This window comes from Planococcus sp. PAMC 21323, from assembly GCF_000785555.1.
Taxonomy (GTDB): Bacteria; Bacillota; Bacilli; order Bacillales_A; family Planococcaceae; genus Planococcus.
On sequence record NZ_CP009129.1, the window covers coordinates 386,825 to 410,338 of the forward strand.

Below are 23,514 nucleotides of genomic sequence, written 5' to 3' on the forward strand. Positions count from 1 at the left end.
CACGAAGACGCTTTTTCTATGGTTAAAATTATAAAATTGGAGCCAACAAGCGGGCGATGGATTCTTTTGTCTTAATCCAACTTGTCCGGTGTAAGTACATTTCATACGTTAATTCAGTTGAAAGTTTCATATCTTGGTGGAAAAGTTCCGCGAGGTCTGTTGATATTTTTTGGTCGTAAATAAACGCATTTACTTCAAAGTTTAATTTGAAGCTTCTTACATCAATATTAGCGGTACCAACAGTAGATGCTTTATTGTCCGTTACAATCATTTTAGTGTGTAAAAAGCCATTTTCATAAGTAAAGACGCGTGCGCCTGCTCTTAACATTTGACCAACGTAAGAGTAGGTAGCCCAGTAAACAAACGGATGATCTGGTTTATTTGGAATCATAATACGAACATCGATTCCAGATAATGCAGCAATACGAATAGCATCATAAAAAGTGGCATCCGGTATGAAATAAGGAGTTTGGACATAAACATATTCTTTTGCAGAGTTTATAAGCTTAACGTATCCGTCTTTAATCTGTTCCCAATCTTCATCGGGACCACTAGAAACAATTTGCATAGAAGTGTTCCCCTTAGTGGGTTTAGCAGGGAAGAACAGTTCATCGTACTCGATGTCGTGCCGTGCAGATGCTTGATTCCAGTCACGGATAAAGCGCGTCTGTAAAGGATTAAGTGCGCTACCTTCGATGCGCAAATGGGTATCTCTCCAATATCCAAACTTGCGACTTAATCCAATGTATTCATTTCCTACGTTAAAGCCGCCGAGATAACCGACTTTTCCATCAATCACAACAATTTTACGGTGATTACGGTAGTTTAAGCGTGGATTAATTATAGGCAAAATAGATGGGAAGAACGTTTCTACTTCGCCACCAGCCGCCACTAATTCTTTGAAATGACGCTTTCTCAAACGCCGAGAACCCATATCATCATACAGCAAACGTACTCTGACACCTTCTTTAGCTTTAGCAGTTAACGCATCAACAATACGCGTGCCCAGTTCATCTAAACGAAAAATATAGTATTGTACGTGAATATGGTTGGTTGCCTTTTCGATATCCTCTAATAGAGAATTGAATTTTTCGCGTCCATCATTGAATATTTGAACACTGTTATCTTCAGTAAGTAAAGCTCCGTTATTCCGCAAGTGAAGATAAATCAAATCGGCGTAGTCTTTTGTATCTGGATCTTTAAATTCGAAGTTCTCATCATGCAATTCGTTCATCTGATGAGCAATCAAGCTCTCAATACCAACCCGTTTTTTCCCTTCCCATTTGAAGAGCGTCTTTTTGCGCAGTCTTCTACCCAAAAACAAGTAAATAAAGAAACCGAAAATAGGGATGAAGAATAAGACTAATAGCCATGCCCATGTTGTGGAAGCATCGCGTCTTTCAAGAAATACGAGCGCTGCAGCTAGAAGGACGTTCAAAATAAAAATAAATGCAGTTAAAAAGCTGAGAACAGTAACGGTCATTGGAATTCTCCTAACGTAAAATTCGTGGGTGGACAAGTTCTTACCTAACAATAATCAGTTTAGTTGAAATTGTAATTGTATAAAGGTCTTGTAATTGAGCGATTCAAAAAACTCCAGCCTCTTAAAATAAGGCTGGAGACTGTTAACTTAAACGTTCTTCTTTTTTTAATTGTTCTACTATGCCTTCAACTTCTACTCGACTCATCTTTTCTTTACCTGACTTCAAGGCTTTGAGCGTGCTATGAGCTAATGCCAATGGAACTTTACAGAACATCAAAATCCGTTTGCTTTTAATGGGTTTTATATAAAGGTCTGCTTTTGCTAAATTGTTTTTCGCATAGTCGAACAAATCTTCACGTGTCCAACCTTCTGGTACGAAAGTGACACCGCGCTCAAAATCTTCATCATAATTTCGTAGCATATTGACTGCTTGCAGTCCACGACCAAAAGCGATGGCGTGATCCGGATCTGTAACTGTACCGTCGTGCCAATACCAAATGTCTGAAAGCATTGTACCTACAAGGCCAGCTACGTAATAGGTATACTCATCAAGATCTTCTTTTGTTCGAATAACCCAATTTTTTTCTACCCACTTGGACATTCCACCAGCCATAATAGCAGTAGATTCCATTACTTTCCCTCTAATTTCTTCAGGACAAACATGGATCCAATCCGCTAAGCGCATTGTAACAGGTGGCAAAAATTCTTTATAAGGTGTAACAAGTTCTAAATAAGCCTGCTCATCAAAATCTGTTTCAAGCATTTTTTGAATCGTGCTTAGCAATTTAATTTTAGCTTGATCCTCTAGTTCTGGATGATCTTCAATTTCATCGATCGCTCGCATACAAAGGTAAGCCGAACCGACAGTTTTCTTTAAAGTAGGTTCTAAAAAGCTGATTGGGATGAAAAAGGTCCGGCTAGTTTCTTTTAGCATGATTAAGGACTCTTTTTGTAAATTCGAAACTTTGCTCATCTCAATTTCCTCCTGTTATGTGTATTGGCGTTCCATAATTTTATGTATGATACTAGGTCTAATGATAAAATGGCTTCCTACTAAATATAAACCATCTAGATAAAAAAACAAACAAATACCCCGAAAGCCAGAACTTTGTATAAAAAAAGTCCCTTTAAACAAATTGAAATGTTTAAAGGGACAAGGTCAATCCGGATAAAAATGACGCCATGCTTCATGAATTCCACCGGCATAATATTTCGTAGCCCGATAAATGGAAGGGTGACTTTGTTGTTCAAGCAGTTCAGGCTGTGCATTTCCAACGATAACAGAAGGAAAGCCCATCGTTAGCATTTCAACATCATTGCCAGAATCTCCGGCTACCAGTAGTTTAACATTATCCAAGTGATGCGTATTTAAGATGTATTCGAGTGCCTTTCCCTTCCCGCTGTTTACTGGAAGAACATCAACGTCACGTCCGCCACTATAAATTAATTTGTACGAAACTCCCGCTTGATCAAGTGCTATACGGAAATTCTCTACAACAGTAGAGTCAGTCGCATAATAAGAGCAACGGTTTGTAACTGGGAGTTCTTGAGAAACCAAACCGGCAATTTGACGAGCAATGGCCTTTATTTTTTCGGGCATCCATAATTTTTCTAAATGCTGCGACCATACTGAATCTTTTTCTAATGATTTTCCTACATAAATAGCGGTTCCGACGTCTGTAATCAGTACATCAGGAATCGGTAAATCTTCTTCATTGATAAGCGATAAAGCAGATTGATAATGTCTGCCTGTAATATAAACTAAAGACACATTGTACAGTTGCCTGTTATAAAAATGGAGTAGTTCCTGCAAACTTTCTGGATCACCTACGAGTGTTCCGTCCAGATCTGTTGCTAATAAGTGTGTTACTCCGTGCATGAATAATCACCTCATATAATGAATTGATGCGAGAAGAAATAGAATCCCAATTAAAGTCTTTACGAGCAATCTTTTCTGCTTGGCGACTTAATCGCTCTGTCAACAATGCGTTTGCTGATAAAACATCCATTGCAATAGCTAAATCAATTTCGTTTTTTGTTTCAACTAAAAGTCCTGAAATGCCATTTTGGACGACATTTTTTAATCCGCCTATATTAGATGCGATTACAGGACTTCCACATGCTTGCGCTTCAGCAGCAACCATCCCAAAAGATTCATAGAAACTAGGAACAATTGTAGCGGTAGCCGAATTGAACAAAAGAGCCAATTCTTCTTGGCTTTGAGGACCTAAAAACTCTACTCGGTTTTCGATGCCTTTAATGGCTTCACGAAGTTTTTCGTCTTTCGGAAATCCAGTATCGGAATCAAAGTCTTCACTATCTCCACCTGCAATTACCAAATAAGGTGTATCGGCAGAATTATTTTTTTCAACTAATAATCTGAAGGCTTTTAATAAGGTGAAAATGCCTTTCGTAACTTCTAGTCTTCCAGCAAAAACAAACAGGGGGCTATCGTAACCGAATTTCTTGCGCAAATGTGTTCGGTTACCACGTACTTTAAAAGCCTGATCTACTCCAATTGGTACAACTTGAATTGGCGAAGGTGAGTTAATGTGAGATTCAATCAACTGTTTTTCATTCTTAGTAGTAGCCAATACGTGATCTGTATTTTTCAAAATTGCTTTTTCTGCATTTATTCGGCGTTGGTCATGAACGCCTGTTGCTTGTTCTTTTGCCCAAGCAAGTGAATGGGTTGTGTGTACATAGGGCAATCCAAATTCACTTTTTAATTTTTTTCCGATTAAGCCGGATAGCCAATAATGTGTATGAACGATGTCATAAGAAGCTAAATTTAACGCGATTTTCATTTCTTTGTAAAATGATGGAAGCATAGCATACATTTCATCTTTTGAAACAAACCCTTTATGTCCAGCTTCTAATCTTAAAACGCGGCACGTAGTACCGAAAGTTTCTATTTGAGGTGCTGAAGAATCGCACCAATGAGTGACGACATCAACTTGCCAACCTTTATCTTCTAATGCGAGTGCTAATTGTTTAACATAATTGTTTTGACCGCCCGATTGTTTACCACCGAGCTTAGCTAAAGGATCTCCATGATCCGATATAAATAATGCTTTCTTGTTCATCAAAGCTCAGCTCCTTTTTTCTTTTTAAAAGAGGTCATCATAAGTGTTTACCCGTATTTTGAAATTTCCAATCAGATATTTTGAAAATTGTTTCTTTTTCGCTGATGGAGAATCTTAGTAACTTTAAAAAGCGGTAAGGTATCTTTACCCTATAATCGCGAAATGTAATCCACAATTTCCCATTTACAAAGAAATCTAGTTTGAGTCTCTCGGCACACTCGATTAGAATGAAGAAACAAGACTTTTGGAAACTAGGTGTTCACATGAAATCATTAATTATTATCGGTTCAGGAATTTTAGGAGCTTCTGCTGCCTATCACGCAGCGAAAGCTGGAGCAGCTGTTGTCTTGATAGACCGTGGCGATAAGGGACAAGCAACTGGAGCCGCAGCTGGCATTGTTTGTCCATGGATCTCTCAACGTAGAAACAAAGCTTGGTACAATTTGGCGAAAAATGGAGCTAAATATTATCCGGAATTGATTCGTGAGCTTGAGGCCTTAGGAGAAGAGTATACGGGTTATAGACAAGTAGGCATAGTTAGCATTCACGAAGACAGCAAATTAGATAAGATGGAACAAAAAGCATATGAGCGACGAGTTGATGCTCCGGAAATGGGTGACATTAAAAGGTTATCGTCCGAGGAAACAAGAGAAATTTTTCCTTATGCGACAGAAGAGTATGGCGCACTTTGGGTAAGTGGAGCGGCTCGAGTTGATGGGAAAGCCATTCGAGATGCGTTAATTTCGGGTGCGGTAAAGCTTGGAGCAGAACGTATGATTGGAGATGCCGAGCTATTGGTTGAAGAAGGACAAGTAGTAGGAGTAACCGTGGCTGGCAAACAAATTATTGCAGACCGAATTGTTTCAACAGGAGGCGCATGGGCAGCAGATTTATTCAAACCTTTAGGATTGGACTTAGACATTGTGCCGCAAAAAGCCCAAATTCTTCATTTGCACGCTGAATCTCAAGCGACAGGGGACTGGCCTGTTGCTATGGTTCCTTATGGTCAATATATTGTTCCGTTCGCGGATGGCAAGATTGTTGCCGGCGCAACGCATGAAAATGGAGTAGGTTTTGATGACAAGCTGACTGCAGCGGGAATTCATCATATTCTTGATAAAACCTTAGAAGCCGCACCTGGACTCGGTGAAACAGAGATGACTGGTGCTGCAACTGGTTTCCGTCCCGCTACAACGAGTGCGTTACCGTTTATTGGACAAGTTCCGGGATATCCGAACTTCTTTGCGGCTAATGGACTCGGGGCTTCAGGTTTAACTGCTGGTCCATACTTAGGTGGACAGTTAGCAAAACTTGCGCTCGGGGAACCTGTCGATATCGATTTGAGTCTTTACCAAGTAGAAGATGCGTTCAGGAGCTGAAAAGGAGGCGTAGAAATATGTATTGGTGCAAAATCGCCCGAACTAAAGCAGAATATGCTGAAATTGCGAGATTGAACTATGAAACTTTTGTAGAAGAAATTCCTCAACACCAAGCTGATGAAAGTGGCACACGTGTAGATCCGTTTCATGAACAAAATACATATTTAATTGTATTGTCGGGAATGGAAGTAGTTGGGATGATAGCATTGCGTTCAGAACGTCCATTTTCATTGGATTTGAAAATCGGGAATATTGAAGAGTTATTGCCAAATGCGGGGAAAGTTTGTGAAATCCGGTTATTGGCGATACGTAAAGCGCACCGAAACGGACGTGTGTTTTTTCTTTTAGCCCGAGCATTATCTGATTTTTGTTTAGAGCAAGGTTTTGATTCAGCTATAATTTCTGGCACTACACGTCAGATGAAACTATATGGCCAGCTTGGGTTTCGAGCATTTGCAGAACCGATGGGCACAGGAGAAGCTGTTTTTATTCCGATGGTTACGACGCGTCGCCAATACATGAATTCTGTAGCTGCGAGGTTGCAAGCAAGGCGCAGACTGTTTGTTCCAGGACCAGTTGCTTTGACTGATCAACTCGCTGCTCCTTTTAAAGAAGCTCCTATTTCACATCGATCAGCGGCTTTTCGGGAAATCCGGCAGGAAGTAGATCAATTACTTAAAGACATGACAGGGATGAAACCTCATTTACTGATAGGAAGCGGAACTTTAGCCAATGAAGCAATGCTCGCGCAAATAAAGCGTCTAAATACAAAAGGTTTAGTTTTAGTAAACGGTGAATTTGGCAGGCGGTTAGCCCAACAAGCAGAGCGTCTTAACTTAGATTATGAAGTAATAGAAGAATCATGGGGCCAAGCTTTTGATTTTAAAAAAATAGTAGAACAGCTTGAAACGGGAAAATTTCGTTGGATACTTATGGTTCATGGCGAAACTTCGACAGGTCAATTAAATAATTATGCTGAACTAACTGGTATTTGCGAGGCACGAGACATAAAGCTTTGCTTGGATACCATTAGTAGTTTTGGGGCTGTGCCATTTTCGCTTGAAGGAGTTTATCTTGCAACTGCAACAAGCGGCAAGGCGCTTGGCACGTTGAGTGGTGTTGCCATTGTCTTTGCTGATCATGAAATTGAGCCAGACAATAATGTGCCCAGCTATTTAGATCTTGGACTTTATGCGACAGGCGTCCCGTTTACATTCGCTGCGAGTTTGCTGGAAAGTTTACATCAGGCATTAAAGGCATATCCAGCCCGCTATGAACTACTAAGTCAGCGTGTTCATAAATTGCAAAAAGATACGGAAGACTGGCCAATCTTAGCGGCTGGTTACCCAACCGCTCGAACTTTTAAAATAGAAGAAGATATTCGTTTTCTAGTTGAAGATGCTCACCTTTCAGGTTTTGAGTTACATTCAGCAAGTGGCTATTTAAAGGCACGTGAATTGTTTCAAGTTTCTTGTATTCAACCAGAATTCGAAAAAGATTGGAAGCATTTCCTTGAATTTTATGAAGTTTATTATCGTTATCACGTAAAAGCAGCCCGCCACTCAATGTGACGGGCTATTGTTATACGACAATTTTGTTATAAACATCTAATATAAATGCTTTATGAGGAAAATTAGGCATAGGTTCGATCAAGTCTTTAGCGATACTGGCGTGTTTTTTGGCGAGTTCTTTATCGCCAAGCTCTAAGTAAATGAGTGCCATATACGCATCTTTTTCATAGTGCAGCGATAAGTCATAAGGGTGATGAAGAAATTCCCAGAGCTCATGCTTTTTCAGCCATTCTAAAGCTTCTTTAAATTGCCCAAGACCATATAAAGCTTTGCCTTTTTCTAAAGTAAACATGAAGATTTTGTCTTCGGGATACTTTTCTAAGTTTTCATCAATCAACGTAAGAGCCGCATGGTAATCATGAGCAAAAGAATTTAAATAATGAACTTCAATCGCATTAGCTAATGCGCTCACTTCATCGTCTTCTGTAAAATCTGCAAACAAACGAAGTTTCGAAATGTAATAATCTATTCTTATTACATCCTCTTCCAACATGGCTTGGAACCCTGCTAGTCGGTAAAGAGCATCAATTCGATAAAATACTTGATGCTCTTTTGAGTATTGAATAGCCTCTTCCATTAAACGTTTAGCGTTTTTGCCATCTCCAATAGCGGAATAAAGAATCGACTCGTAATAATCAAAGTCCAATTTCTTCAGATGATCTAAAACCCCAGTACGTTCTTCAAATGTTTTTCTCGAGGCTTGAATCGAATTTAAAGCTTCCTTATAGCGATGCTCCGTAAACGCCATCATTGCTTTGAAAATATGAAGGTCCGCGCTTTGGTTGATCATATGCAGGCTTTCATAAATATCTTCTGCGCCTCTCAACGTCTCTTCCCAGTCATTTTGTTTTGTGTGATAACTACAGCGACTGTAAATTTCAAGAAGTCTTGCAGATTCATAGCGAAAAGGAAGTCGATCGAGATATGGCTTTAAAATCTCAATGATTTCCTTGTACTTGCCAATCAATTCATTACTTAACAATTCTTTTGTATATAGCTTTTCTATTTTTTCCAATAAGCTTCTCAATTCATGTGTTGGCATATTTTCAAGAAGTTCATTGCGATCTACATCTAGTTGTTCTGCAATATATGCCAAGCTTTCCATAGAAGGATTTGCCTTATTGTTTTCGATTAAACTAAGCATTCCTTTAGTTAATTGATCGCCCGCTAAGGCTTGTAACGTTAATCCTTTTTGTTTTCTTAATGTCTTAATTCGTTCGCCTAAAGTAGTCATTGGATCACCCGCCTTCAATAGTTTAATTATATTAAACTTTTTCTTGCTATGTCAATTCTTTCGTGATATATTTTGTTTAATTAAATTAAACTTTCGTTTAGGAGGACAAAAGATGACAGATGATTTACGTATCAAACAGGCAACATACCATCTCTACACATTTACAGTTAGCAAATTAATCTCCACATTTGGAAGCTCTGTTTATGCATTCGGTATTAGTTTGTATGTATTGGCATTGACCGGTTCAGCTGCTAGTTTTGCGATTAATTTAATATGCAGTATTTTGCCACGATCACTATTATCTCCATTTGCGGGATATGTTGCCGACAAATACTCAAAAAAAGCCACCATCATTCTGTCCCAACTAGCCAGTGTGTTAGCAGTAGCAGGCTTACTTATTTTTGGGTTAATAAATGACTTGTCGTTAACAGCTATTTATACGACAACCGCGCTGTTGTCCATTAGTACGATGTTTACCGGTGTCACATTCTCTTCGTCAATTGCCAATCTGATTGACCCAGATCGCATTCAACGAGCAATGGGTTTTAACCAATCAGCCGTTTCTATTGCAGCAATCGGTGGTCCTGTAGTAGGAGGAATTCTTTTCGGATTTGTTTCGATGAATGTCTTTCTCATCATCCAAGTAGCGGCGTACGCTTTAGCTGTCTTGTTAGAGTCCACAATGAATTTCAAGCTTTTTACAAATCGAACTGAACAGCAAAGTGGCAGTTCGAACACTTCTATGTTGAAAGAAATGAAAGAAGGGTTTCTTTATTTAAAATCTAACCGTGTCATCATGGTGATTGTCACGACCGCTATCGGTATCAACTTCTTTTTTTCTTCAATGATGATTGGTTTGCCATTTATCGTGGTTCAGCAATTGCAAATCAAAGCAACGCATTTTGGCATGATTGAAGCGATGATTGCGATAGGGATGTTAATAGCGTCAATTTATTTTTCAATAAGCAAAGAAGTAGGATTTCCGCTTCTAGTTGCTAAAAGAGGGATATTGGCGATGTCTGTTTTGCTTGCTGGCATGGGCATCCCGCTGATTATTGGTATGCCTTACAACGTAACAGTTGGCTATTTCCTTTTGCTTATGTTGATATTTGGTATTAGCAATGTCTTTGTTAATACGCCCATTGGTGTCATGATGCAAAAGGACGTAGCAGAAGAATACCGAGGTCGCGTTTTTGGAATATTGGAGTCGATGGCAATGGCTATGATGCCGCTCGGCTATTTATTGTTTGGCTTGTTATATGATATGTTGCCTGCAGAATACGTAGTAGGGATAAGCAGTGTTTGTTTAATTGCGTTAACAAGTTATTTGATGCGTTCCTCGATCATGAAAGAAGCAATGCCTTCACTTCAAAAAATATAAGTTTCATAAAAAGCGCTGAACAACGTTGTTAATGTATGTTGTTCAGCGCTTTTTAAAGATTATTTTCTTTATTAATTGAAAATTAAAATAATTTATGTATAAATACCCCCTTTTAATGTCTATAGTATGTATTTTCTGGGTAACCCATTACTAAGGACTTATTATTTAGTGAGTGGGGGGAGACTATGAAAGTGGAAAAAGCAAATGCGCCATTAAAAAAATATGTTTGGAGCTTAGTCATTTTAAACTTCTTAGATGGCTTATTAACATATATTGGGCTTTCAACTGGAGCTATAGATGAAGGGAATCCATTGTTAGCATCGCTATCTCCTTTAGCCCTCTTCGCAACAAAGTTGTTTTTGTCGCTCTGTCTTTTCAGCTTTCTCTTCACACCTTTCATCAAGATTCAATCCCACATATGGCGTTACACGCTCGTTATTGTTAATATCCTGTATTCGATTACGCTGCTGCTTCACATTTATTGGTTAGTTATTTTGGTCGCAATAACTTATTGAATAAAAAAAGCACCGCTAAAAGCGATGCCTGTTCTAGAACTCTTGCTCTTATCATCATGCAGAAGTGCTGGCTTTTTTTGTCGTTGCTAAAGTCTTATTAGAAGCTCTAAACAATACGATCAATAATATGCTGGCTATTGCCAATGCTGCAGATAAATAATAAATGCTGCCAGCCTGAATAGTAAGAAGCCATGTGAAGGCTAGAGGGCCAATAATGCGCCCTAGATTATCCATAGAATAAGTCAAACCTGCAGCTGTCCCATATTTACCACCGGATTCTTTCGAAGTTAGCGATACGAGCGCTGTACGAGACAAGGCATTACCGGCAGTAAAGATGCTGAGTGCAACCCCAGCAAAAATCAAACTGCTTGTGAAGGGGAGAATGAATAGCCCTAGAGCTGTAACGACTTGTGCACCAATGATCCATTTTGTTTCAGCACCGTCTTTAATACGGCGAACGACGCCGCCTTGAATTGCAGCATCGACAAACCCACTAGCGATAAACAAGTAACCGAGTTGAAGTGGGGTAATGTTAATTTGTTTGATTTGGAACAATTGGAAAGTCGATTCTAGTCCTGCTAGTAAAATAGTTACCATGAAAGACATTAAAAACAAATAACGAATACGGAACTGCCAAAGCGTACTTGATCCTTTAGGCAAAAGTGCGCGCTTTGTGGCTTCGCCTTTGCGTACAGGCTCTTTTAACACAAGACTCGCATAACCCATCAATAACAGTACGAGAACTGCAGAAGTTGTAAAAGGCAGCGATAAGGAAATTGATCCTAGTAATCCACCAATAGCAGGTCCGAAAATAAACCCTAAGCCGATCGACATGCCAAGAAAGCCCATATATTTATTACGATCTTCATTTGAAGTGATATCTGCTACGTATCCGGTTACAGCAGTGTAGAGTGCACCTGAAAATAAACCACCAACGATACGTGAAAAATACAGTAGCATTAGATTATCAAGAAACAACGAAAATAAGAAAAAACTTAAACTAAACCCTGCTAGTCCAACGAGAATTAGCTTTTTTCGCCCTGTACGGTCTGAGAGTTTTCCCCATAACGGTGCAGTGAAAAAAGAAGACAACGCGTAAATGGTAATCAAGCCACCTACATGAATTTCGGAAAATCCTTGTTGTACGATGACTTCCGGTAAAATCGGTATAATAATGCCGAATCCTAAGTACACAAAAAATTGCACGGACATCAGCAGCAAAATGGTTTTTTTCATAATAAAGAATTCCTACTTTCTGAAAAGAATATGCCCTCATTTTACCTTTGTTTCTTATGTAGAACAATGACCAGAAAAAAAGAAGGCCAATAAGGGCCTTCTTTTTAGCGATCTGTTTATTTATTCAATTTAACACGTTGCAAACGTAACGCGTTCATAACAACCGATACGGAACTGAATGCCATAGCGGCACCTGCAAGCCAAGGAGCTAAAAGACCAACCGCCGCAATCGGAATACCGATCGTGTTATAGGCGAGTGCCCAGAACAAGTTTTGTTTAATATTTCGAACGGTTAGTCGACTCATTTGAACTGCATCAACGACTCTCATTAAGTCGCCTTGCATTAACGTGATATCAGCGGCTTCCATCGCAATCGCCGTTCCTGTACCCATCGCCATGCCGACATCTGCACTAGCTAAAGCTGGAGCATCGTTCAAGCCGTCTCCAGCCATGGCAACATGTTTGCCTTGTTGTTGAAGCTTCACCACAACATCTGCTTTTTCTGCAGGTAAAACACCCGCAAATACTTCGTCGATGCCAACTTGTTTAGCAATCGCCATCGCCGTCTGTTCTTGATCTCCTGTTAACATGACCACGTGCAATCCCATATCTTTCATTTCTTGAATGGCTCTTTTCGCAGTTTCTTTCACAGTATCAGCAACAGCAACAAGTCCGCTGTAACGGCCGTCCACAGCTATAAACATAACCGTTTTGCCGTCTTGTTCCAAAACGCTCGCTTGTTCTTCGTCAATGACAAGGCCATCCATCAAACGACGGTTGCCCATTACAACTTGGTGATTGTCTACTGTGGCACGAATTCCGTGACCTGGAACAGCTTCGAAAAGACTGACTGCTAAATTTTTTCTACCATAATCAGAGATAGCTTGCGCCACAGGGTGCTCAGATTGACTTTCAGCACTTGCCGCTATATTTTTTAGTTCTTCCAAATCGATTCCATCAACTGCGATAAAATCAGTAACAACAGGTCGACCGTTGGTGATGGTGCCTGTTTTATCCAAAACAATGGTATCAATATGTTTTGTGTTTTCTAGCGATTCTGCTGTTTTAAATAACACACCTTGCTCAGCAGCACGTCCTGATCCCGCCATAATTGAAGTTGGTGTAGCAAGTCCAAGTGCACACGGACAAGCGATTACGAGAACTGCAATTGTACTTTCGAGAGCAGCTGGGAAGTTTCCAGGTGATACAACAAAGTACCAAAGGATAAACGTGACTACCGCAATACCGACGACGACTGGAACAAATACACTGGAAATTTGATCAGCAAGTCGTTGAATCGGCGCTTTTGATCCTTGTGCTTGTTCAACAACGCGAATGATGTTGGATAAAACGGTATCTTTACCGATTTTATCCGCGCGTACATGAAGTGAACCGTTAGAATTGACGGTCGCTGCAAAAACGGCGTCGCCTGCTTCTTTATCAACCGGTAAACTTTCACCAGTTAGCATCGATTCATCCACTGCTGAATTACCTGAAAGAACAGCAGCGTCTACTGGAATAGATGCGCCAGGCTTAATCAATAGAATATCGCCGGTTTTGACTTCTGAAATGGGCAAACTGACAAATTCATCTCCGCGCTCAACGAGTGCATGTTGCGGTTGCAGTTTCATTAGCTTTTTGATGGCGTCAGAAGAACGGCCTTTTGCGCGTGCTTCAAACACTTTCCCTAATATAATTAACGTGATCAATACTGCACTTGTTTCAAAATACAAGCCCATCGTATGTCCTGTATTCCAATTAGAAAGAACCAAGTAAACACTATAGAAATAGGCAGCTGAAGTTCCGAGTGCGACCAAAACATCCATGTTCGCGGATTTGTTTTTTAAAGCAAAATAAGCACCTTTATAAAATGAAGCCCCAATAATAAATTGAACAGGTGTTGCTAATGCCCATTGAACAAGTGGATTCATCAAAATTTCAGGCACATACATCCACGACGTGAACGAAAAATGACTAAACATCGTCCAAAGAAGCGGGAGCGAAAGTGCTGCAGAAATCCAGAAAAGACGTGTTTTCTTTTTGATTTCTTGCTGCTTGTGGTCGGTTGCGTCTTCGCTTTCTTGTTCTAGTATCGCATCGTAACCAAGCGATTGAATACGTTTAACAAAGTCTTCAGGTGTAACGGTTCCAGGATTATATGAAACATGTCCAGTTTCCATTGCCAAATTCACATTGGCTAGTTGAACACCCTCCATTTTGTTTAATACTTTCTCAATGCGTGCAGAGCAATTGGCGCAAGTCATGCCTTGAATTGTGAAATCGATTTCTTCTTGTTGCACGCCATAGCCTAATTGTTCGATTTTATTTTGTACTTCAGTCATTGATGCTTGATCGCTATCATAAACAACGTTGGCTTTTTCTGTTGCAAAATTAACGGTCGCTTCTGAAACACCTGGTAATTTTTGAAGGCCTTTTTCGACACGATTTGCACAGGCTGCACAAGTCATGCCGGTAATGGCTACTTCTGTTTGTTTTGTGCTCATTGTGAGTCCCACCTTTTTTAATAATGCATACCTATAGGGGGTATGATGTTGTGAAAAAAATAACCGCGTTTCCGCAGTTATTCACTTAAAGTCGCTACATCGTATCCTTGATCTTCAATTGCCTCAGCAATTTGACCAACATCCACTGCAGAACCGTCATATGCTACATCAACAGAGTTATTTTCTAAAGAAACTTCTACTTTTTCGACTCCTGGTAACGCCATAACGCTTTCTTCGACAGACTTCACACAATGTTGGCAAGACATACCACTTACTTGTAAGTTAATTTGTTCTTTCATTTGAAATTCCTCCTCATTATTTGCGCATCATTTTTTGAATAGTAACCAATAGTTCATCTAAAACTTCTTCTTCACCATTTTCAAGGCGGTCTTTAACACAGCCTTTTAAATGACCTTCTAGCAAAACTTTTGTTACGCTGTTTAAAGCAGACTGAGTCGCCGCTAGTTGTGTGATAATGTCATCGCAATAAACGTCCTTTTCTACCATACCTTTAATGCCACGGATTTGACCTTCGACACGACTGAGTCGATTAGTTAAATCTCTTTTCACAGAGAGAGGATGGTGGCTTTTACGGCAACTAGTATCCAATGCTAAGGTTTCTTCGATTAATTCGCTCATCTGAAGATTCTCCCCTCATATTTCTCACTATAATATACCTCTATAGGGTATGCAAATCAATTGATTTACCTTTTCTTCACAATTGTCATCAAAATGATAAGTTTAAAATCCTGAAATGATGGTATTATATACATAGACATAAAAAAGTCAATAATTTATACATTTTAACTGCAACACAGTAAAGTGAATTGCGTTTATATAAGTAACGAATAATATAAAGAGGTGATCTGGATGGCGAAAAACGTAGATGTTCGCAACATTGTTTCAAATTTATCGAAACTTGGAATCCAAGCAAAAATCACAAAATCTCGTGTGGAATTAATAAAAGCGCTAGCGTTACCACAACCGATTCAAGCGCAGTCACAACAATAAAAAGCTCTGGCGCAATTCGCCAGAGCTTTTTATTTTTTGTTTTTATCGAACATATACGTTTTATGATGGAATTTCATACTAAAAACAATTCCAAGTGCGAGCATATTCCCGATTAACGAACTACCGCCGTAACTAATGAACGGTAACGGTATTCCGGTGATCGGCAATAATTGAATGGTCATGCCGATATTTTGGAATACATGGAAAGTGACCATCGCGATAATCCCTGCGCATACATACGTACTAAACGTATCTTTAAATTGCAGCGTGATTTTCGTCAAATGGTAAATTAACATGAAAAACAAAATGATTACAGCGCTAGCGCCGATAAACCCAAAGTCTTCTGAAATAACAGTGAAGATAAAGTCGGTATGGTTTTCTGGTACATAAACTTGTCGTCCTTGATAGCCTTTACCAAAAACTTCTCCAGAACCAATTGCATTCATGGCGGCAATCAAGTTATACCCACCAGATTCTGCATAAGAATAAGGATCTAGCCATGTGTAAATACGTTCAAACATATAAGGTTTTAATCCGAAAGCGCTAGATAAAAAGTCTTGTGCATTAATAGTCATCCATAGCAAAATTGCCCCGACGATAGCAACGCCGCCAAAACTAGGTGCGATAATCTTCCAAGAGATCCCTGAAACGACTACCACTGCTAACGTAATTGCGATAAAAACAAGTGCAGTTCCTAAGTCAGGTTGCAAAAGGATAAAGCCGAGAGGAAGAGCTAAACACAAACCGATTTTACCGAGTAAATAAAAGTCGGATTTCAGTGATTTGATTAAATGCTGTTCATGATGCGAGGAAATCATTTTAGCTAATGCGAGTATATAAAAGGTTTTCATAAATTCAGCCGGCTGAATATTGACAAATGGTGTGTGAAACCAGGCTTTTGCACCGTTCACGGGAGCGGCTATTTGTCCAACTCCATCAGGCGAAATCATTAATAGAATGAGCAAAAGAATTCCGAAACCATATAGATAATAGGCCATCTTTTTGTATTGTTCAGGATCAAAATACATAAGAACGGCAATCATCATGACAGAAATGATATAAAATAAGGCTTGCCGTGGAACAAAATTCGTTAAATACTGACCGGAAGTTTGGGCAGAAGAAATAGCTACCAAACTGACGATAAAAAACAGAAATAAGATGAAAGCTAGCGACCAATCAATGCGGTCGGTAAAGCTTTTATTAGTTTGCATGTGATTCCACCTGTACTTTTTATTATTATGAGTCGAAAACTATTATAACGTATATAACTGTAATATGCGCATGACAAAAGTAATGACGCTTTTGGAGTACGGATGTTTCATATTTCTTCTATTTGGTCGTATAATAGAAAATGGAATGGAGTGGGGGAAATGGAAAGAAAACCGTTGCACACTGATGCATACATACAGCATTTATATATATATTTAAACGAGTCTGATCAATTTGCTTTATTTAGTGGCCTGACCTTTGCTCATTTTTTGGATGCTATGAAATTGCCTAAAAATCTTTTGTTATTAAAACACCCATATGAAGAGGCCTCTTTTAATATGCATACCCATATGGAGTTTGCGACACAAGAGGATTTTAGTCAGTTGAGAAAAGCGCGTGCAAATAAAAAAAGTGAATTTTGTTGGATCGATTTCAAAAGCGAAAAGCAATTAAACTCCCTGACGCCCCAGGAACAAGCGGAATTGCTTTACATTGGTCATAAAAAAGAACCGGTAAAGACGCCGTTTTTTTCGACTCTTCAAAATGAATTTGTCTATTTATCAAGTGAAGAAGAAGAAACGACAAAAATATACTTCCGCAAATTAGAACGATTAAATGAGTTAGTTGGAAATTACTTTACGTATTTAATTCGGAGAGAAGGAAATGGTCAAAATTTCTGGAGACGGAAATCTAAGGACTTAATCCCGGAACTGCCTACTGAAATTCTTCAATCATTAAAAAAGAATTACCGTGAAGGCGTACTCATATCATTGGCTGATCCTGAAAAAACAAAAAATACAATTGAACTGCATATTCGCTCAGTAGAAGAAATTTCTTTTTTAGATGAATTCTGGTCTGATATAGAAGAGTATACAAAACAAGGCGTTTCTCGCAAGATTGTCTACGATAAAAAACTAAAAGTATGGAAATGATACCTTTAAGCGGGTATCATTTTTTTCGGACTGATACTAAAGAGCAGTTAGTCTATAGGAAAGAAGGGATTACATGGCATGGATTCTTCTTGTGATTGCAGGGCTGACTGAGATTGTGTGGGCAATCGGCTTAAAGTTTGCTAATGGATTTACAAATTTCGTTCCTTCTCTTGTAACAATCATTTTTATTATCGTTAGCTTTATGTTGTTTGCTGCTGCGATGAAGACGATTCCAATTGGCACAGCCTATGCAGTATTTACGGGTATTGGAGCTGCAGGAACAGCGGTTCTAGGAATCATATTATTTAATGAAAATGCAAGTTTTGAAAAACTTTTCTTTTTATGTTTATTACTATTCGGCATTATTGGCTTAAAAGTATTAGATGGAAAAAGATCTGCTGATAAGGAAGTGCAGTCATGATGGCATGGTTGATCTTGATTGTTGCTGGAATATTCGAAGTAGTCTTTGTCACGACAATGAAATTATCAGAAGGATTTAAAATAAAGCGTTATACGGTTTTAACGGTTGTATCTGGCGCGCTCAGTTTTTACTTGTTATCGCTTGCACTAACCACGATTGCATTGGGAACAGGCTACGCTGTTTGGACGGGGATTGGAGCAGCAGGAAGCGTCTTGGTGGGGATGATTTTCTTTAACGAGAGTAGGCAAATAGCCAAGTTGTTTTTCTTGTCTTGCATTATTATTGGAGTAGCAGGACTGAAAATATTCGGCGGATGACATTAAAAAATTATTAGTCATTGCAGGTTCGTGATAAACTAAGCAATAAGGATAATGAAATGAGGTTTCTTAAATGAAAAAAAAGATTGGTTTATTATATGGAGGCAAATCAGCAGAACATGAAGTTTCTCTGTCCACAGCCCTAGCTGTGACGAAGGCAATTGATTTTGATGCATACGAAATTTATCCAATTTACATCACGCAAGAGGGTGAGTGGAGAAAAGGTCAGCGTCTTGAAGAATCAGCAAAAACAATTGAACAACTTCAAATTTTAGAAGGATCTGGAAAACCGAATGATATTTCTAGCTTTCTTCCTACACAGGCGAGTGAAGAGTTAGACGTTATCATCCCGTTACTTCACGGACCAAATGGAGAAGATGGTACGGTACAAGGTCTTCTAGAAGTTATGAACATTCCGTATGTAGGAAATGGTGTATTAGCATCTTCGGCAGGAATGGACAAAGTGGTGATGAAGCAATTGTTCGAACAAGCAGGTTTAGAACAAACGCCATATGTGTATTTTATAAGAAGAGACTGGGATAAAAATCAAGGTTTCTGGTTGGATAAAGTTGAAGCAGAACTTGCTTGGCCAGTCTTTGTCAAACCTGCCAATCTAGGGTCGAGTGTTGGTATTAGTAAAGCAGAGGGTCGAGAAGAATTGGTTGCTGCTGTACAAGAAGCGTTAAAATTTGATCGTAAAATTGTCATCGAACAAGGTGTAGTCGCGCGTGAAATCGAAGTGGGAGTTCTTGGGAATGATGAGCCTGCATGTTCAGTAGCTGGAGAAATCAAACCATTAAAAGCATTTTATGATTATCAAGCGAAATACAAAGATGGCAATACAGCAATGATTATTCCGGCCGAACTAGATAAAGCGGTTTACGCAAAATTAGAAGTAGATGCTAAAAAGGCGTTTAAAATCTTGGATTGTTCAGGACTTGTTCGAGCAGATTTTTTTGTTACAGCAAACAATGAAATCCTCATTAACGAAGTAAACACATTACCAGGATTCACACCTTTTAGTATGTTTCCGTTATTGTGGGAGCACACAGGAGTGCCTTACCCAGAACTAATTGAACGACTTATAACGTTAGCGATCGAGAGACATGAAGAAAAACAATTACTGCAAGTTAAAATAGATTGAGTGGAGAAGCCAAATGAAAAAAAAGATTGAACAAGTAGCCAAATGGCTGGATATCAAAACGAATTTAAAAGACATTGACATCACGGGAGTCTCAATCAACACGAGAACGCTCAAGCCAGGTGATTTGTTTATCCCTTTTCGTGGTGAAAAAGTGAACGGACACAAATATGTCCGCTCGGCAATTGAGCTAGGTGCAACTGCCTCTTTATGGCAACGCGATGAACCTGGTGCGCCGGAAGATTTACCATTACTTTTTGTAGATGATTGCGAAGTAGCGTTGCAAGAGATGGCTCGCTCTTACCGCGATGAATTGTCGGCAATGGTTATTGGAATCACGGGGTCTAATGGGAAGACCTCTACAAAAGACTTAGTGGCTAGTGTTTTGAAGCCTTATTTTAAAGTGCAAAAAACACCAGGTAATTTTAATAACCAATTGGGTCTTCCTTTGACGATTCTGTCTTTAGAAGAAGATACGAAAGTTGCTGTATTGGAAATGGGCATGAGCGGCAGAGGGCAGATTGAATTTTTATCTGAACTAGCTCGTCCAGATTATGCAATTATTACGAATATCGGAGAAGCGCATTTGCAGGATCTAGGTTCACGCGAAGCAATTGCTGAAGCGAAATTTGAAATTACTGCAGGTCTTCAACAGCATGGCAAACTTTTTTATGATGGTGACGAACCATTATTACAGCCATTTATGGAAACTTTTCCGCAAGGTGTGTCTTTTGGATTTGATGACAACAACGAATTAACCGTAACGGACATTAAAGCTACTGAAAGTGGAAGCAGCTTTATGGTGAGTGGCATTATAGATGCTGCATTTACGATTCCTGTATTAGGTGAACACCAAGTAAAAAATACATTAGCTGCTATATTGGTAGCTCTTGAAGCAGGATTGTCAGAAGAGCAAATACGGAAATCATTAAAAGAAGCAGCATTGACAGATATGCGTATGCAAATGATTCAATCAGATAATGGTGCGATTTTTATTAATGATGCGTATAATGCAGCTCCTTCATCGATGAATGCGGCGCTGAACTTTATTCGTGAAACAACGATGAAAGATAAGAAGTGGGTTGTATTAGGTGACATGCTCGAACTTGGAGACGATGAACAAAGCTATCATGAAGCTTTGAGCAAATACATTTCCGATAACTTGGTAGGAGTTTGCTTATATGGACCGCGTATGAAGTGGCTTTACGATAAATTGCAGCCGAGTTATGGTGGCACGTTGCTGTGGAGTGAATCAGATTATGGACCGATTATCGATGTCCTGAAAAAACAAACAAACAAAGACTCAGTCATCTTGGTAAAGGGTTCTCGTGGCATGGCATTGGAAAATATTATTGAACCTTTTGTTACGCAATAAAAGTCAGTAAGCATTAGTTAGTAGAAAGAAGGAACCGATTTGAAGACCGGTGTGCTATGTATTCATGGTTTTACAGGAGGTCCATTTGAAGTTGAACCATTTGCCGATTTTTTAATCGAGCAAACCGATTGGCTTGTAGAAATCCCAACACTTCCAGGGCATGGCGAAAAACTTGCATTAAAAAGTATTACTGCTGAAAGTTGGATGATGGAAGCCGAATTAGCTTTAAAACGCTTGAAAAAATCGGCGGATCGTATCATCATTGTAGGATTTTCAATGGGAGGCTTGATCGCCATGTATTTAGCGATGCGCTACAAAATAGATCGACTTGTTTTATTGAGCGCGGCTGCTAAATACATTAGTCCTGTGCAAATGTTTAAAGAAGTACAAGAAGCAGTAAAAGATGCGGTGTCAGGCAAAATAACCGAAAATGCACTTTTTCATCTTTACGAATACAAACTAACAAATACTCCTATCAGCTCGACAGTTGAATTTTTACGCGTAGTAAAAATGGTCGAACCTTATTACGATAAGATCAAAATTCCGGTCTGCATTGTGCAAGGAGAAAAAGATGGCATCGTGCCAGTTTCTGCAGCAGACTTTATTTATGACCATATTGGTTCAGAAGAAAAGCACTTGATTCGTTCCGAAAAAGGCAAGCATTTAATCTGTTACAGCGAAGACTGTGAAGAATGGTTTAGTGAAGTATTTACGTTTATGAATAAAGGCTTAGAGTAAACTGATTATTAGAACCTTTGCGTATTGATTGCAAATGGTAAAAAAACATGTTATTCTTTTGAGAGCAATGGATACATTTTTGAAACACTCTTCCCTGTGAAGAGTATTTTTTTGAGCAAAACGGTTTGTTCTATAGATAGGGCATCAAACGCCCGCCGATCAGACCGCTCGGCAAAGCCCGAGCTTTTCCTGTTCACACATCCCCTCTGACTTAAAACTACAGAGTATGATTTTCGACGTGAAACTTCCTCATAAAGGCTCGCCCTTGTCACGAATTCATCTAAAATGTACACCATTTGTAAATCAGATGAAGACAAAAGGAGATTGAAAAAATTTGGTAAAATTTTCAGAGTTAAATATTAGCGAAACAACTTTAAAGTCCGTAAAACGTATGGGGTTTGAAGAAGCAACACCAATTCAAGAGGGAACAATCCGTCTTGGTATGGAAGGTAAAGACATCATCGGACAAGCGCAAACTGGTACTGGTAAAACTACTGCTTTCGGTATTCCTTTGATTGAAAAAATCGACACTAAAGACGGTAACGTTCAAGGATTAATCATCGCACCAACACGCGAATTGGCAATCCAAGTTTCAGAAGAACTTTACAGACTGGGTCAAGATAAAAACGTACGTATTCTTTCAGTATACGGTGGCCAAGAAATTAGCCGACAAATCCGTGCACTAAAAAACCGTCCACAAATTATCGTTGGTACTCCAGGACGTCTATTAGACCATATCAACCGTCGTACGCTTAAATTGGATAATGTAAACACATTGATCCTTGATGAAGCAGACGAAATGTTGAACATGGGCTTTATCGAAGACATTCAAACAATTATGGCAAGTGTTCCTGATACTCGTCAAACATTGTTGTTCTCAGCAACTATGCCGGATGCAATCCGTCGCATTGCAGAGAAATTCATGAAAACTCCAGAAATCGTTAAAATCAAATCAAAAGAAATGACTGTTGAAAACATTGAGCAGTTCTATGTGAAATCTGTAGAGCGCGAGAAATTTGATTTCCTTTCACGTCTTTTGAATGTTCAACAACCGGAACTTGCGATCGTTTTCGGACGTACAAAACGCCGTGTTGACGAATTAGCAAAAGCTTTAAATATCCGCGGCTACCTTGCTGAAGGTATTCATGGTGACTTAAGCCAAGCAAAACGTATGTCAGTTTTAAAGCAATTTAAAGCAGGCAAAATTGATATTTTAGTTGCAACAGATGTAGCAGCTCGCGGACTTGATATCTCAGGCGTATCACACGTATACAACTTTGATATTCCACAAGATCCTGAAAGCTATGTTCACCGTATCGGTCGTACTGGTCGTGCAGGTAAAAAAGGAGTCGCTGTCACGTTTGTGACACCACGTGAAATGGGCTACTTAGCTATCGTTGAACGCACAACTAAGAAAAAAATGGAAGCATTGGTTCCTCCAACTGCGAACGAAGCTGTACTTGGCCAAAAACGCGTTGCTATGGAACAATTGCTTGAAATGACAGAGAAAAACAATCTTGGCGATTACCGCGAATTCGCGACGCAAATGCTTGATAAGCATGATGCGGTTGACTTGATTGCAGCAGCTCTTAAAACAATGACTAAAGAACCGGAAGATATTCCAGTTTCTATTTCCGAAGAACGTCCTTTGCCATCACGCGGAGGCGGCGGATATAAAGGTAAAGGCGGCGGCGGACGCAGTTCTGGAGGCGGCGGTTACAAAGGTAATCGTTCATCAGGATCAGCTCGTCCATCATCAAGCCGTGGAGCAAGCTCAGGCGCAAGCCGACGTCGTGAAGGCGGAAGCGGTGGCGGACGTCCAGGACGTACGACTCGCCGTAGCGAATCTTAATACTGATTAATTGAAAGGACGTACGCAAAACAGGAAACTGTTTAGCGTATGTCCTTTTTTGCTGTTTGAATATCAGGTACAATGAAATGAAACATTCTAAAGAATAAATCGTATAATGAGTAGATAGAC

22 protein-coding genes are annotated in these 23,514 nt (G+C 39.4%); 12 read left to right on the forward strand and 10 right to left on the reverse strand.

All coding sequences use genetic code 11. The features are described 5' to 3' along the window. Window positions 1–28 precede the first annotated feature (28 nt). From cls to PLANO_RS02065, 4 genes are all read right to left on the reverse strand, one after another. Window positions 29–1,483 carry a cardiolipin synthase gene (gene cls / locus PLANO_RS02050; protein WP_038702548.1) on the reverse strand — a complete coding sequence of 485 codons (1,455 nt, stop codon included), beginning with the start codon at window positions 1,481–1,483 and terminating at the stop codon, window positions 29–31. Window positions 1,484–1,625: 142 nt separating this feature from the next. After that, complete coding sequence (locus PLANO_RS02055) at window positions 1,626–2,456, reverse strand: squalene/phytoene synthase family protein (protein WP_038702550.1); 831 nt, start codon at window positions 2,454–2,456, stop codon at window positions 1,626–1,628. 186 nt (window positions 2,457–2,642) lie between these two features. Beyond that, window positions 2,643–3,362 carry an HAD-IIB family hydrolase gene (locus PLANO_RS02060; protein ID WP_038702552.1) on the reverse strand — a complete coding sequence of 240 codons (720 nt, stop codon included), beginning with the start codon at window positions 3,360–3,362 and terminating at the stop codon, window positions 2,643–2,645. Then, a complete protein-coding gene (locus PLANO_RS02065; protein WP_038702554.1) occupies window positions 3,307–4,569 on the reverse strand; it encodes a glycosyltransferase in 1,263 nt (420 codons plus the stop codon). The genes PLANO_RS02060 and PLANO_RS02065 overlap by 56 nt, the downstream gene beginning before the upstream one ends. A 263-nt stretch (window positions 4,570–4,832) precedes the next feature. Between PLANO_RS02065 and PLANO_RS02070 the strand changes: the two genes are divergently transcribed. Beyond that, on the forward strand, window positions 4,833–5,948 hold the full coding sequence (locus tag PLANO_RS02070) for an NAD(P)/FAD-dependent oxidoreductase (RefSeq protein WP_038702556.1): 1,116 nt from the start codon (window positions 4,833–4,835) through the stop codon (window positions 5,946–5,948). 17 nt (window positions 5,949–5,965) lie between these two features. Continuing rightward, a complete protein-coding gene (locus tag PLANO_RS02075) occupies window positions 5,966–7,519 on the forward strand; it encodes a GNAT family N-acetyltransferase (RefSeq protein WP_038702558.1) in 1,554 nt (517 codons plus the stop codon). A gap of 10 nt (window positions 7,520–7,529) precedes the next feature. Here PLANO_RS02075 and PLANO_RS02080 read toward each other — a convergent pair whose 3' ends face one another. Beyond that, window positions 7,530–8,753: a helix-turn-helix domain-containing protein gene (locus PLANO_RS02080; RefSeq protein ID WP_038702560.1), complete on the reverse strand. Its 1,224-nt coding sequence runs from the start codon at window positions 8,751–8,753 to the stop codon at window positions 7,530–7,532. Between the two features lie 112 nt (window positions 8,754–8,865). Between PLANO_RS02080 and PLANO_RS02085 the strand changes: the two genes are divergently transcribed. Both PLANO_RS02085 and PLANO_RS02090 read left to right on the forward strand, forming a co-directional pair. Then, complete coding sequence (locus tag PLANO_RS02085; RefSeq protein WP_038702562.1) at window positions 8,866–10,134, forward strand: MFS transporter; 1,269 nt, start codon at window positions 8,866–8,868, stop codon at window positions 10,132–10,134. A 185-nt stretch (window positions 10,135–10,319) separates the two neighbouring features. Further along, window positions 10,320–10,649 carry a DUF5658 family protein gene (locus tag PLANO_RS02090; protein ID WP_038702564.1) on the forward strand — a complete coding sequence of 110 codons (330 nt, stop codon included), beginning with the start codon at window positions 10,320–10,322 and terminating at the stop codon, window positions 10,647–10,649. 54 nt (window positions 10,650–10,703) lie between these two features. Here the strand turns inward: PLANO_RS02090 and PLANO_RS02095 are convergent, their stop codons facing one another. The 4 genes from PLANO_RS02095 to PLANO_RS02110 form a co-directional block, all read right to left on the reverse strand. Then, the gene (locus tag PLANO_RS02095; protein WP_038702566.1) at window positions 10,704–11,885 is read right to left on the reverse strand and encodes an MFS transporter; all 1,182 of its coding nucleotides are present in this window, start codon (window positions 11,883–11,885) and stop codon (window positions 10,704–10,706) included. Window positions 11,886–12,001: 116 nt separating this feature from the next. Then, window positions 12,002–14,389: a heavy metal translocating P-type ATPase gene (locus PLANO_RS02100; protein ID WP_038702568.1), complete on the reverse strand. Its 2,388-nt coding sequence runs from the start codon at window positions 14,387–14,389 to the stop codon at window positions 12,002–12,004. A gap of 77 nt (window positions 14,390–14,466) precedes the next feature. Continuing rightward, the gene (gene copZ, locus PLANO_RS02105) at window positions 14,467–14,688 is read right to left on the reverse strand and encodes a copper chaperone CopZ (RefSeq protein ID WP_038702570.1); all 222 of its coding nucleotides are present in this window, start codon (window positions 14,686–14,688) and stop codon (window positions 14,467–14,469) included. Window positions 14,689–14,704: 16 nt separating this feature from the next. Beyond that, window positions 14,705–15,028 (reverse strand): metal-sensitive transcriptional regulator, encoded by a 324-nt coding sequence (locus PLANO_RS02110; RefSeq protein ID WP_008498814.1) that lies wholly within the window; start codon window positions 15,026–15,028, stop codon window positions 14,705–14,707. Window positions 15,029–15,259: 231 nt separating this feature from the next. On the opposite strand from PLANO_RS02110, the gene PLANO_RS16030 reads away from it, so the two are divergent. After that, complete coding sequence (locus PLANO_RS16030; protein WP_008498815.1) at window positions 15,260–15,400, forward strand: Lmo0850 family protein; 141 nt, start codon at window positions 15,260–15,262, stop codon at window positions 15,398–15,400. Window positions 15,401–15,429: 29 nt separating this feature from the next. Here PLANO_RS16030 and PLANO_RS02115 read toward each other — a convergent pair whose 3' ends face one another. Continuing rightward, on the reverse strand, window positions 15,430–16,611 hold the full coding sequence (locus PLANO_RS02115) for an FtsW/RodA/SpoVE family cell cycle protein (protein ID WP_038702574.1): 1,182 nt from the start codon (window positions 16,609–16,611) through the stop codon (window positions 15,430–15,432). Between the two features lie 159 nt (window positions 16,612–16,770). On the opposite strand from PLANO_RS02115, the gene PLANO_RS02120 reads away from it, so the two are divergent. From PLANO_RS02120 to PLANO_RS02150, 7 genes are all read left to right on the forward strand, one after another. Beyond that, window positions 16,771–17,541 (forward strand): hypothetical protein, encoded by a 771-nt coding sequence (locus tag PLANO_RS02120; protein WP_038702576.1) that lies wholly within the window; start codon window positions 16,771–16,773, stop codon window positions 17,539–17,541. A 73-nt stretch (window positions 17,542–17,614) separates the two neighbouring features. Continuing rightward, entirely contained in the window at window positions 17,615–17,962 is a 348-nt protein-coding gene (sugE, locus tag PLANO_RS02125; protein WP_038702578.1) for a quaternary ammonium compound efflux SMR transporter SugE, read from the forward strand. Then, a complete protein-coding gene (locus PLANO_RS02130) occupies window positions 17,962–18,279 on the forward strand; it encodes a DMT family transporter (RefSeq protein ID WP_038705340.1) in 318 nt (105 codons plus the stop codon). The genes sugE and PLANO_RS02130 overlap by 1 nt, the downstream gene beginning before the upstream one ends. Before the next feature lie 73 nt (window positions 18,280–18,352). Then, window positions 18,353–19,423 (forward strand): D-alanine--D-alanine ligase, encoded by a 1,071-nt coding sequence (locus tag PLANO_RS02135; RefSeq protein ID WP_038702580.1) that lies wholly within the window; start codon window positions 18,353–18,355, stop codon window positions 19,421–19,423. Window positions 19,424–19,436: 13 nt separating this feature from the next. Continuing rightward, on the forward strand, window positions 19,437–20,795 hold the full coding sequence (locus tag PLANO_RS02140) for a UDP-N-acetylmuramoyl-tripeptide--D-alanyl-D-alanine ligase (RefSeq protein WP_038702582.1): 1,359 nt from the start codon (window positions 19,437–19,439) through the stop codon (window positions 20,793–20,795). Between the two features lie 39 nt (window positions 20,796–20,834). After that, window positions 20,835–21,533, forward strand: a complete 699-nt coding sequence (locus PLANO_RS02145; protein WP_038702584.1) for an alpha/beta hydrolase — start codon at window positions 20,835–20,837, stop codon at window positions 21,531–21,533. A 334-nt stretch (window positions 21,534–21,867) separates the two neighbouring features. Further along, window positions 21,868–23,385 carry a degradosome RNA helicase CshA gene (locus tag PLANO_RS02150; RefSeq protein ID WP_038702587.1) on the forward strand — a complete coding sequence of 506 codons (1,518 nt, stop codon included), beginning with the start codon at window positions 21,868–21,870 and terminating at the stop codon, window positions 23,383–23,385. Window positions 23,386–23,514 lie beyond the last annotated feature (129 nt).

Excerpts from the sequence above, each read along its gene's own strand:
- PLANO_RS16030 (WP_008498815.1), top strand. The coding sequence starts at position 15,260 with ATGGCGAAAAACGTAGATGTTCGCAACATTGTTTCAAATTTATCGAAA.
- copZ (WP_038702570.1), bottom strand. The coding sequence starts at position 14,688 with ATGAAAGAACAAATTAACTTACAAGTAAGTGGTATGTCTTGCCAACAT.
- PLANO_RS02085 (WP_038702562.1), top strand. The coding sequence starts at position 8,866 with ATGACAGATGATTTACGTATCAAACAGGCAACATACCATCTCTACACA.
- PLANO_RS02065 (WP_038702554.1), bottom strand. The coding sequence starts at position 4,569 with ATGAACAAGAAAGCATTATTTATATCGGATCATGGAGATCCTTTAGCT.
- PLANO_RS02130 (WP_038705340.1), top strand. The coding sequence starts at position 17,962 with ATGGCATGGTTGATCTTGATTGTTGCTGGAATATTCGAAGTAGTCTTT.
- PLANO_RS02075 (WP_038702558.1), top strand. The coding sequence starts at position 5,966 with ATGTATTGGTGCAAAATCGCCCGAACTAAAGCAGAATATGCTGAAATT.
- PLANO_RS02060 (WP_038702552.1), bottom strand. The coding sequence starts at position 3,362 with ATGCACGGAGTAACACACTTATTAGCAACAGATCTGGACGGAACACTC.
- cls (WP_038702548.1), bottom strand. The coding sequence starts at position 1,483 with ATGACCGTTACTGTTCTCAGCTTTTTAACTGCATTTATTTTTATTTTG.
- PLANO_RS02055 (WP_038702550.1), bottom strand. The coding sequence starts at position 2,456 with ATGAGCAAAGTTTCGAATTTACAAAAAGAGTCCTTAATCATGCTAAAA.
- sugE (WP_038702578.1), top strand. The coding sequence starts at position 17,615 with ATGGCATGGATTCTTCTTGTGATTGCAGGGCTGACTGAGATTGTGTGG.
- PLANO_RS02110 (WP_008498814.1), bottom strand. The coding sequence starts at position 15,028 with ATGAGCGAATTAATCGAAGAAACCTTAGCATTGGATACTAGTTGCCGT.
- PLANO_RS02080 (WP_038702560.1), bottom strand. The coding sequence starts at position 8,753 with ATGACTACTTTAGGCGAACGAATTAAGACATTAAGAAAACAAAAAGGA.
- PLANO_RS02070 (WP_038702556.1), top strand. The coding sequence starts at position 4,833 with ATGAAATCATTAATTATTATCGGTTCAGGAATTTTAGGAGCTTCTGCT.
- PLANO_RS02120 (WP_038702576.1), top strand. The coding sequence starts at position 16,771 with ATGGAAAGAAAACCGTTGCACACTGATGCATACATACAGCATTTATAT.
- PLANO_RS02090 (WP_038702564.1), top strand. The coding sequence starts at position 10,320 with ATGAAAGTGGAAAAAGCAAATGCGCCATTAAAAAAATATGTTTGGAGC.
- PLANO_RS02135 (WP_038702580.1), top strand. The coding sequence starts at position 18,353 with ATGAAAAAAAAGATTGGTTTATTATATGGAGGCAAATCAGCAGAACAT.
- PLANO_RS02095 (WP_038702566.1), bottom strand. The coding sequence starts at position 11,885 with ATGAAAAAAACCATTTTGCTGCTGATGTCCGTGCAATTTTTTGTGTAC.
- PLANO_RS02100 (WP_038702568.1), bottom strand. The coding sequence starts at position 14,389 with ATGAGCACAAAACAAACAGAAGTAGCCATTACCGGCATGACTTGTGCA.
- PLANO_RS02115 (WP_038702574.1), bottom strand. The coding sequence starts at position 16,611 with ATGCAAACTAATAAAAGCTTTACCGACCGCATTGATTGGTCGCTAGCT.
- PLANO_RS02140 (WP_038702582.1), top strand. The coding sequence starts at position 19,437 with ATGAAAAAAAAGATTGAACAAGTAGCCAAATGGCTGGATATCAAAACG.